We start from the raw sequence: 9,867 nt of genomic DNA, 5'->3' as shown, positions 1-9,867 counted from the left end.
TGTTTTGGTTGATTCGAAGGCCAAAGTCGCCGTCTTAAGTGATTTGAACAACCACCGTAATCTACTGACCAGTATTTTACAAAGACGCGGCTTTAAGGCGTTCCCGCTCGGGCAGGAACGCGTAGTGACACCCATCTTCCCTAAGCGGGCTGCAAATGTTGCCCTAGCTTCACAGGGCGACGCGCTGACTAACGGGGACGTCACGGTTATCCAAGGGCTCGATCAATGCGACTTGTGTTTGATCGATATCTCCGGCGGAATTAGCGAGCGTTTAGAGGTCGCTATCGCGCAGAGTCACGAGCTTGATATTCCCACGCTGTTTCTTGATGAGCACCTGCCGAGTGGAGCGCAGTTTTTACTGGCAGAAATCGAATTAAAAATTGTCGAAAAACTGCTAGAAATTCGCGCCCACGCACAACACTTCCGCATGAATCCTGAGAAAACTTGGTTTCTGGCGGCATCTACCGGCGGCCCAGAAGCCGTGAAGGCGTTTGTACAAAATCTATTGCCCAACAGTGATTTTGCCTTTTTGTATGCCCAGCACATAGACGTTGGATTTGAATCTAACCTAGTCACCATGCTCGATGGTGTGCACGGGTACAGTGCCAAAATAGCCGCTAGTGGTGAAGTTCTGCGACCTAAATCAATCACCATTATTCCAACCCATTGCCAGGTCAGAATTCTGCCAGGTGGCGTCGTATTTTTAGACGATGATCCGTGGCAAGGTGAATTCCAGCCGTCGATAAATGCATCGCTACTATCGTTTGGCAAAGGCTGTGGTTATCAAGGCGGGTGTATCGTCTTTTCTGGTATGGGCGACGACGGAGCCAGTGGTGCACGTCTCTACAAAAGCTTAGGTGGAAAAGTTTGGGCACAATCGCCGGAGTCTTGTATTGTTTCTTCGATGCCCAGTAGTGTTATTGATGCACAAATCACCGGTACGGTGGACACACCTGAAAATCTAGCCAAACACTTGAGTGCATCGAGTTTTCACAATTGTGCGGTCGCTGAGTAATCCTTAACACTCTCGCTCTACAAATTATTGATGCGATCCTTTATTCTTGAGCTACGGTTAATTTGCGTTTGCTAATTACAGCGTAAATAGCGCCAACTCATCCAGTGTGATGCTGGTACATTTGAAAACCTTGAGAAGCCCAAATGAACGACGTTGAGTTAATCAGCTACGACAATGTCGATGTTCTGCCATGCTTATTAGTACCGTTGGCGGAATATAACCTGCTGTTACCGACAGTATCTGTCGCAGAAATGGTTCCCTATGAAATGCCCTTCCATGGTGACGTTGGTCCCAACTGGTATTTGGGAGAGTTTTACTGGCGCAACATCCCGGTGCCGTTAGTTTCTTATGAAGTGATGAACGGGCAACCTAATCCCGGTGTAACTACTCGTGCGCGTGTTGCCATTCTCAACACCACAGGTCAAAGCGAGCACCTAAATTTTATCGCGTTGGTTTCACAGGGTATTCCGCGTTTGGCACAGGTTGAAAATGAGCTGATTGTGGACGATGGCAAAGATCCGGCGCATCCCTATGAACTTATGAGAGTTAAAATCGCTGCCGAAGAAGCCGTTATTCCCGATCTAGAGCGTATTGAAAAAGCGTATTTAAGCTTAGATATTTAACAATCCGTAGGCGCGATTTCGGCCATTCTAAGAATCGCAAAAAGTTAACGAGCGCAGGAGTTTTAGCTTTGAAAACGCTAAAAGGTAGTTGTCTTTGTTCAGCCGTTACCTTCGAACTTGAAGACGATTTTTACGATTTTCATCTTTGTCACTGTACTCAGTGCCAAAAAATCAGTGGCTCATCGAATGCCGCCAACGCATTTACGCGCCCCGATAACCTTCGTTGGTTGAGCGGTGAAGATAAAATAAAACGATTCGATTATCCCGGCAGGCAATTCACAACGGTGTTTTGCACCGAGTGCGGTAGCGGTTTACCGTTTACAACCGTTGACGGAAAACACCTGATCGTTCCAGTAGGTTGTCTCGATGAGCAGCCAACTCTGAAGCCGCAAGATAATATTTTTTGGCAAGAAAGAATGGCGTGGCACGACGAATCTTTTCAAGCCAAAAAATTCGATGGTTTTCCTTCTTAATTTAACCAAAATCGCCCCAGCAATATTGCAGCACGCTCAATGCTGCAATAGGCGCGGTTTCGGTTCTCAATACTCGCGGGCCTAATTGCATTGATTGGAAATTATGCTCAATAGCCAGTGCAATTTCCGATTCACTCAATCCGCCTTCTGGGCCAACCAATAACGAAAGACTTTCCGGTTTTTGTGCACTTAAATCCGCAGCGGCGCCGCGATGATCGAGGACAAATTTTCGAGCGCTGTTATTGGATTCAAGCCATTTTTCGATAGGCAGGGGATCGTGAAGAATGGGCAGTGTATTTCGTTGGCACTGTTCACAGGCGCTAATAATAATTTGCTGCCAGTGCGAGTATTTTTTATCGGCTCTGTCGGGCTTTATTTTTACTTCAACACGTTCGGTTAATAGCGGTGTTATTTCATTAATACCAAGCTCGGTAGCTTTTTGTAAAACCCAGTCAAACCGTTCACCGCGAGACACGCCTATACCCAAATGAGTGTATAGCGATGATTCTTTAGAAATACGTTCTACTTGTTCAACAGTAACTGTGAGCGTGTTTTTTTGTGCAGAACTGATTATCGCTTGCGCTTCAGTCCCTTGGCCATCGAATAAGACAATTTCACGGCCCACCGAAAGCCGTAAAACTTTCAATAAATAATGGGCTGTCTGCCCTTCTAAATTCAAGGAAGAATTTGAAGCCGCAGACAGGTTGGCTTGATTGGGCTCGATGTAAACTCTAGGTACACGCATTTGGCAGAATCAATCAGTCGCAGTCGAGACCTAGGTTGTTAAGAATAGCCGTGGTTGGTTCGGTTGAGTTCATGGTGTAAAAATGCAGGCCCGGAGCTTCGTTATCGAGCAGGGTTTCACACAAATCAGAAATTAAATCGATACCAAACGATTTAATACTAAAAATATCGTCACCGTAGGACTGCAATTTTTTACGAATCCAACGTGGAATTTCAGCACCACAACTATCGCTAAAACGAGCCAGCTTAACAAAGTTGGTGATTGGCATAATGCCCGGATAAATCGGCTTATCAATTCCGGCGCGCTGACATTGGTCGATAAAATAAAAATACGCGTCTGGATTAAAGAAATACTGGGTAATGGCGCTGTTTGCGCCGGCGTCGAATTTACCCTTTAGATAACGAATGTCGGCATCGTAGCTGGTGGCTTCGGGATGAATCTCTGGATAGGCAGCAACTTCTAAATGAAAATGATCGCCGAATTTTTCACGAATAAACGTCACAAGTTCATTGGCGTAAACCATTTGATGCGCACCACCCATACCCGAAGGCATGTCACCGCGCAAAGCGACAATACGCTTCACACCGGCATCTTTGTATTCTTGTAACAACGCAGCAATGGTATCTTCGGTGTCACCACCAAACGATAAATGTGGTGCGGTAGCGTGACCATGGCTAACAAATTCACAGACGATGTCTTTAGTGTTGTCGCGAGTAGAACCGCCAGCTCCGTAAGTAACTGAAAAAAACTCTGGGTTGTAACGGGCTAACTGGTTTTTTACTTCAACTAATTTATCTTTGCCATTTCCAGATTTTGGAGGAAAAAACTCAAAGCTTAAACGGAATTTATTGTCCATGATCTCTCGCCTGCTGGCAGACAGAATTAAAAAATTCTGCGTTGTTGTGCGTAGTTATTGTGCTTAGTTATTCATTGCAAAAAAACAAAAAACTGCTTTCTGCTAACTTTAAAATCATTATGTTCATAAATTAACAAGAATGATGCATTAGGGCCTCTGATTAAGTCATGGATGAGTTAATCAGAGGTTTATACAGTTATTGAAAGCCAAGTTTTTTTAGTATTTGTACGATTCTGGTTTGTATGGGCCGTCAATATTTACATGAATGTAGTCGGCCTGGGTTTGGGTCATGCGAGTAATCACACCACCAAAACCCTTAACCATATCGGCGGCAACTTCTTCGTCGAGTTTTTTCGGTAAAACTTTAACGTAAATGTTTTCTGCTTTTTCAGCCGCAGGAAGATCTGCAAATTTTGCTTCATACAAATACATTTGCGCCAATACTTGGTTAGCAAAAGAACCGTCCATAATGCGTGAAGGGTGACCGGTAGCATTACCCAAGTTCACCAAACGACCTTCAGATAATAAAATCAAATGATCGTTGGTTTCGCTGTTGCGAATAATTTTATGAACCTGTGGTTTAACTTCATCCCACTCCCAGTTTTTACGCATAAACGCCGTATCGATTTCGTTATCGAAGTGACCAATATTACAAACAACAGCACCGCTTTTAAGCGCTTGTAACATGTTTTTGTCGCACACATTAACGTTGCCGGTAGTAGTAACTACTAGATCTGTATTGGCTAATAATGTGGTATTGATGCAGTCGATGTTACCTGTGTTCACACCGTCGATGTACGGTGAAACAACCTCATAACCATCCATACACGCTTGCATAGCGCAAATGGGATCAACCTCGGTCACCTTCACAATCATGCCTTCCTGACGTAAAGATGCAGCAGAACCCTTACCAACGTCACCGTAACCAATAACCAACGCTTTTTTACCCGATAGCAAGTGATCGGTACCGCGCTTGATGGCATCGTTTAATGAATGACGACAGCCGTATTTGTTGTCGTTTTTTGATTTAGTTACCGAGTCGTTCACGTTGATGGCTGGCACTTTTAATTCGCCTTTTTCCATCATTTCTAAAAGACGGTGAACACCGGTGGTGGTTTCTTCAGAAATACCGTGAATGCTATCAAGCATTTGTGGGTATTTTTCGTGAACCATAGCGGTTAAATCGCCGCCGTCATCCAAAATAATGTTGGCGTCCCAGGTTTCAGACGAACCCGTGGTTTTTAAAATGGTTTGCTCAATACACCAGTTAAATTCTTCTTCGGTTTCGCCTTTCCATGCGAACACCGGAATACCGCGAGCAGCAATTGCCGCAGCGGCATGATCTTGAGTCGAAAATATATTACACGACGACCAACGCACTTCTGCGCCAAGATCAACCAAGGTTTCAATTAAAACCGCGGTTTGAATGGTCATGTGAATACAACCCATAATCTTAGCGCCAGCTAAAGGTTGTTGCTCACGATATTTTGTACGCAAAGCCATTAATGCTGGCATTTCGCCTTCAGCAATTTCAATTTCTTTACGGCCCCATGCGGCCAGATTAATGTCGGCAACTTTATAATCGGTAAAATCTGCAATAGCGTTCATGACAATGGATTCCTTTTTACAGTGCGGCTTTTAGAGCTTCAGCTTTATCGGTTTTTTCCCAGGTAAATTCTGGAAGTTCACGACCGAAATGGCCGTAAGCAGCTGTCGCGCGATAAATTGGGCGTTTTAAATCCAGCATTTCAATTAAACCGCGTGGTCGTAAATCGAAATGTTCGCGCACACATTCAACGATTTTTTCATCGCTGATTTTGCCGGTACCAAAAGTATTGATCGAAATTGACGTTGGCTCAGCAACACCAATAGCGTAAGAAACTTGAATTTCACATTTGTCGGCAAGACCACTGGCAACTACGTTTTTGGCAACATATCGGCCAGCATAGGCAGCAGAACGGTCTACCTTGGAAGGATCTTTACCAGAGAAGGCGCCACCGCCGTGACGTGCCATACCGCCGTAGGTATCAACAATAATTTTACGGCCAGTTAAACCACAATCACCAACAGGGCCACCGATTACGAAATTACCCGTCGGGTTAATGTGATACAGCGTTTTTGCGTGTAACCATTCTGCGGGTAACACCGGTTTGATAATTTCTTCAAGAACGGCTTCGCGTAAATCTTTTAACGAAATGTCAGGCGAGTGTTGGGTTGATAATACGATGGCATCGATCGCAACGGGCTTGCCATTTTCATAACGTAAAGTGACTTGGCTTTTTGCGTCTGGACGCAACCACGGCAAGGTTTTGTCTTTACGCAATTGCGCCTGACGCTCAACCAAACGGTGGCTGTAATAAATTGGCGCTGGCATTAACACGTCGGTTTCGTTGGTGGCGAAGCCAAACATTAAACCCTGGTCACCGGCACCAAGATCTTTATTTTCAGCTTCATCAACACCCATGGCGATGTCTGATGATTGTTTACCAATCGCATTTATAACAGCACAGCTTGCGCCATCAAAACCCACATCACTGGAGTCGTAACCAATGCCTAAAATAACCTCACGGATTAAATCTTCAAGATCAACGTAGGTGTTGGTTCGAACTTCACCCGCAACAATTGCCATACCGGTTTTTACCAGTGTTTCTACGGCAACACGTGCATTGGGATCGTCTTTTAATATTGCGTCTAGAACCGCATCAGAAATCTGATCGGCCATTTTATCGGGATGACCTTCCGAGACACTCTCGGAAGTAAATACGGAATATTCAGACATAAATTATTTCCTCGAAAACGCGATAGGTGCGTTTGAATTTTTCTCAAATTGTCGAATTTGAATTTGAAAACCGTTGCGCAAAGCAAAATAAATACTTTGGCCATTTATTAAATTGGCGTTATTGGCCCACTGAGATAAATCGTTTGGGTCGAATCCAAGCCAAATATCGCCGCAGGCTTCCCTTGCCCAATTCTGATCGTGCAAACATAAGTCGGTAATAACCAATGCACCATTAGGCCTTAATATTCGCGCTAAATTGCTGAATAGATTTGCCGGAGATGGCACATGATGAAAAACCATGTTGGCAACAATTAAATCCACCGAATTTACATCAACGAAGTTCTCTATATTGCTGGTGTCGTCGAGAATAAATTCAATATTCGATAAATTCTGCTGTTCTGAATTTACTTTCGCTTTATTGAGCATGGCTTGGTTATTGTCTACCGCGACCACGGCGTCAAAACTCTGCGAAAGTATCGCTAAAAATTCACCTTCACCTGGGCCAATTTCTATCGCTAAATGTTGGCTAGGTAATTTAGTTTTGTGAATTAATTCACTAACCTGCTCACAATAAACGGGATAGCTTGCGATTAAATCTTGTTGTGAGCGAAATTTTTCGCTGTTTTGATTAAAAAACTCTTTAGAACTGCTAACACGTTCTGCGCGAATGACCTTTAATTGGTCTTCAACTTCATCACTAACCGATAAATGATCGATCTCGACAAACAATTCATTGCGTAAATGCGCACAATTAAAACCGCTCGCAAGAGCGCGGCGATAAAAAATCGAATTACCTTCACGGCGAGTGGTTACCAAATTGGCTTGCGACAGAATTTTTAAATGGTGGCTCATGCCAGACTGGCGCACGCCAAAAATTCGACACAGTTCAGAAACGCCGTAAGAGTCTTGAGCCAACAACCGTAAAACTTGCAAACGCAAAGGATCGGACGCTGCTTTTAACAGTAGCGACAAATCATCAAGGGCGTTGGGAATATCGGTGGTGGCATTCATTTTTGAAGTGTAGCACCCAACCTAATCTATATCAAAATATTTTGATATAGATTAGTCGTTTCTAAGATATTGATCGTTTTGCAATCAATGGTTGCAGAAAACAAACTGTTGTGCTAATTTTTTAGCACATGCTAAAAAATTAGCACTTTGGTGACGTAGACGATTTCTACCTCTAAAACTGAATGGCGTAAATTGTGAGTGAACATAACACTTCAACCGAAAAACATCTTTCCAAACGCGAGCGGCAAATACTGGATGCGCTTTATCAGCTCGACGGCGGTTCTGTGCAAGACGTGTTAGAGGCAATTGATAATCCACCCAGCTATTCGTCGGTGCGCGCGTTGCTCAATCGCATGGTTGAAAAACAACAAATCCGCGCCGAACGCGACGGCAATCGTTATCGGTATTTTCCGCTCGATAATAAAAAGGCTGCGGGCGCTTCGGCAATGAAGCGCTTGGTAGAAACCTTTTTTGGTGGCTCGGCAGTTGATGCAGTGAAAGCACTATTGGGCAATAACAAAAATACGCTAACGCAAGAAGAGCTTGCCGCGCTTGAAAAAGAGATCGACAAGCTTAAAGACTAATGACTCTTAACTAATAACTCATAGGAAACACTGATTAACCTAGAGTTTCCGGCGACACAAGGATGTGTCGCCAATTTCAAGAACGGTAAGTGATTGAAATTGTGAAGAAATTGGAAATCGCATTTTCAATTTCTGTCCTCTGCTTAAATCATGGATGAGTTAATCAGAGGCCCCATAATAGTATCCCTGAAGAATAATAACCCTATTCAACAACAATAGAGCTACACAGGAAGTTGCTATGCCGATCGGCGAGTTGTTTATCGTTTTTGTGTTAAAGCCCTTGCTTATTTGCGTGGTAATTGGCGCGATCTTGTCGGATTTAAAAAAAGAGTCGGCCAGTTTTCGTCATAGCATTATTTGTTTATCGTTATTTTTTATTCCAGTTTCGCTATTATTTTCGGCATTAAATTTAGTCTCTATAAATTTGCAATTACCTATTGTTAATAAAGCTTTTTTTAATCCCTTGAGCAAATTTACCGAACACGAAATTTTTGCGGTTGCAGTACTCAGTTTTATTACGTTTTTTCTGTTGTTTTATCGTTGGCTTGGTTTATATGACCTGTTTCACAACGAAATACCTTTTAATTCTGCGCCTCGTACACTTACTAAAAATATAAACAAATTGGTAAAACACTATGGTTTGCGTAATGTAAATCTTAAAAAAACCACTGTAAAAAATCACATTGCTTACGTGTGGGGTGATGCTTTACTGGGCGAAAATCGTTTGGTAATCAGCGATGCATTCTTGCAGCTTAGCGAACAAGAGCAATTATGTGTACTTAATCATGAGATCGCTCATATCAAACGGCGCGATTGGCTTAAGTCGGAATGCTTGTTTTTATTGTGCGCGCTATTTTGGTGGCTACCGCCGGTTTGGAAGATTCGTAAAAAAGCCGAAGTTTTGGCAGAACTTGCCTGCGACGATTATTTGGTTGAAAGCATGGCTGCTAATCAGCAGTCGCCCAAAAAAATCTATTCGCAATTGTTATTGTCGCTAAACTCTAAAGCTCAGGCGCAAACCGCTGGTAAGGCTATCACGTCGGGTGAGACCGGTTCTGACTTTTTTCAGCGCGTGCTGCGAGTGCTATCGTCTTACGTTGATCGTGGGCCGGTTTCTGCAAGATCGCTTTGCGTGTTAAGCATAATAATGGCCTTGGTGTTATCTCCATTGGTCATTATTAACGTGAAATTTATTGCGCAAAATAATGGGCAGTTGGTAGCGACAGAGCGTTTACCGGTGCAAACGCTTTATATCGATTTGGATGCAAAATCTGAATTCGAAAAAAAGGATATTCTGGAAATTACCGTTCCCAAAAAATTATTATCAAATTCTTATGTTGATAACCGTGAAGACCTGCCGGTGATAAATTCAAAAGTACCAATTGAAGAATTACTAACGCGGGTAGAGTTTATACCCGCGGCGTTTGATAACTCATTGCTTTTCCCAACAGGAAATGTTCGTGTGGCAGGATTTTTACCTACGCGCTTATTACTGCCTGAGTACCCAGAGCAAGCCAGATTCGATTCACTGTCGGGCGAGGTAAACGTTGAGTTTTTTATCGATGAACACGGACATGTGTTTAATGCCCGCATTACCGATGCAAATCCTATGGGCGTGTTTGAAAATTCTGTACTCGCTGTACTAGACGATTTTTGGTTTGACAAAACCGATTCCGATCTTAAAAAAATACGTTTTTATTTTGATATTTAATGTATTTAGGAAACTCTGATTAACCTGGAGTTTCTCGCGACACAAGGAAGTGTCGCCAATTTCAAGAACT

The 9,867-nt window shown here is 43.2% G+C and carries 10 protein-coding genes; 5 read left to right on the top strand and 5 right to left on the bottom strand.

The genetic code is table 11. The features are described 5' to 3' along the window. Positions 1 to 4 precede the first annotated feature (4 nt). From ACYQ2C_RS05240 to ACYQ2C_RS05230, 3 genes are all read left to right on the top strand, one after another. Complete coding sequence (locus ACYQ2C_RS05240) at positions 5 to 1,015, top strand: chemotaxis protein CheB (RefSeq protein WP_460100593.1); 1,011 nt, start codon at positions 5 to 7, stop codon at positions 1,013 to 1,015. Between the two features lie 143 nt (positions 1,016 to 1,158). After that, a complete protein-coding gene (locus ACYQ2C_RS05235; RefSeq protein ID WP_460047327.1) occupies positions 1,159 to 1,638 on the top strand; it encodes a chemotaxis protein CheW in 480 nt (159 codons plus the stop codon). 68 nt (positions 1,639 to 1,706) lie between these two features. Continuing rightward, on the top strand, positions 1,707 to 2,111 hold the full coding sequence (locus ACYQ2C_RS05230) for a GFA family protein (protein WP_460047328.1): 405 nt from the start codon (positions 1,707 to 1,709) through the stop codon (positions 2,109 to 2,111). 1 nt (position 2,112) lies between these two features. Here the strand turns inward: ACYQ2C_RS05230 and ACYQ2C_RS05225 are convergent, their stop codons facing one another. The 5 genes from ACYQ2C_RS05225 to ACYQ2C_RS05205 all read right to left on the bottom strand — a co-directional run bounded on the left by ACYQ2C_RS05225 (position 2,113) and on the right by ACYQ2C_RS05205 (position 7,502). Next, positions 2,113 to 2,856 (bottom strand): 16S rRNA (uracil(1498)-N(3))-methyltransferase, encoded by a 744-nt coding sequence (locus ACYQ2C_RS05225; protein ID WP_460100597.1) that lies wholly within the window; start codon positions 2,854 to 2,856, stop codon positions 2,113 to 2,115. 13 nt (positions 2,857 to 2,869) lie between these two features. Further along, positions 2,870 to 3,712: a methylenetetrahydrofolate reductase [NAD(P)H] gene (gene metF / locus ACYQ2C_RS05220; RefSeq protein ID WP_460100599.1), complete on the bottom strand. Its 843-nt coding sequence runs from the start codon at positions 3,710 to 3,712 to the stop codon at positions 2,870 to 2,872. Positions 3,713 to 3,928: 216 nt separating this feature from the next. Further along, positions 3,929 to 5,320, bottom strand: coding sequence for an adenosylhomocysteinase (ahcY, locus tag ACYQ2C_RS05215; RefSeq protein WP_460100601.1), 1,392 nt, complete (start codon positions 5,318 to 5,320; stop codon positions 3,929 to 3,931). A gap of 16 nt (positions 5,321 to 5,336) precedes the next feature. Further along, positions 5,337 to 6,491 carry a methionine adenosyltransferase gene (gene metK, locus ACYQ2C_RS05210; protein ID WP_460047333.1) on the bottom strand — a complete coding sequence of 385 codons (1,155 nt, stop codon included), beginning with the start codon at positions 6,489 to 6,491 and terminating at the stop codon, positions 5,337 to 5,339. A 3-nt stretch (positions 6,492 to 6,494) separates the two neighbouring features. Next, positions 6,495 to 7,502: an ArsR/SmtB family transcription factor gene (locus ACYQ2C_RS05205; protein WP_460100604.1), complete on the bottom strand. Its 1,008-nt coding sequence runs from the start codon at positions 7,500 to 7,502 to the stop codon at positions 6,495 to 6,497. A gap of 194 nt (positions 7,503 to 7,696) precedes the next feature. Between ACYQ2C_RS05205 and ACYQ2C_RS05200 the strand changes: the two genes are divergently transcribed. After that, positions 7,697 to 8,086 (top strand): BlaI/MecI/CopY family transcriptional regulator, encoded by a 390-nt coding sequence (locus tag ACYQ2C_RS05200; RefSeq protein WP_460100606.1) that lies wholly within the window; start codon positions 7,697 to 7,699, stop codon positions 8,084 to 8,086. A gap of 238 nt (positions 8,087 to 8,324) precedes the next feature. Beyond that, a complete protein-coding gene (locus ACYQ2C_RS05195; protein ID WP_460100608.1) occupies positions 8,325 to 9,797 on the top strand; it encodes a TonB family protein in 1,473 nt (490 codons plus the stop codon). The last annotated feature ends 70 nt before the right edge of the window (positions 9,798 to 9,867 follow it).

It is taken from the genome of Sessilibacter sp. MAH3, assembly GCF_054658275.1.
Note: the sequence above shows the minus strand (reverse complement) of the source record. Positions and strands in the feature narration are given on the sequence as shown.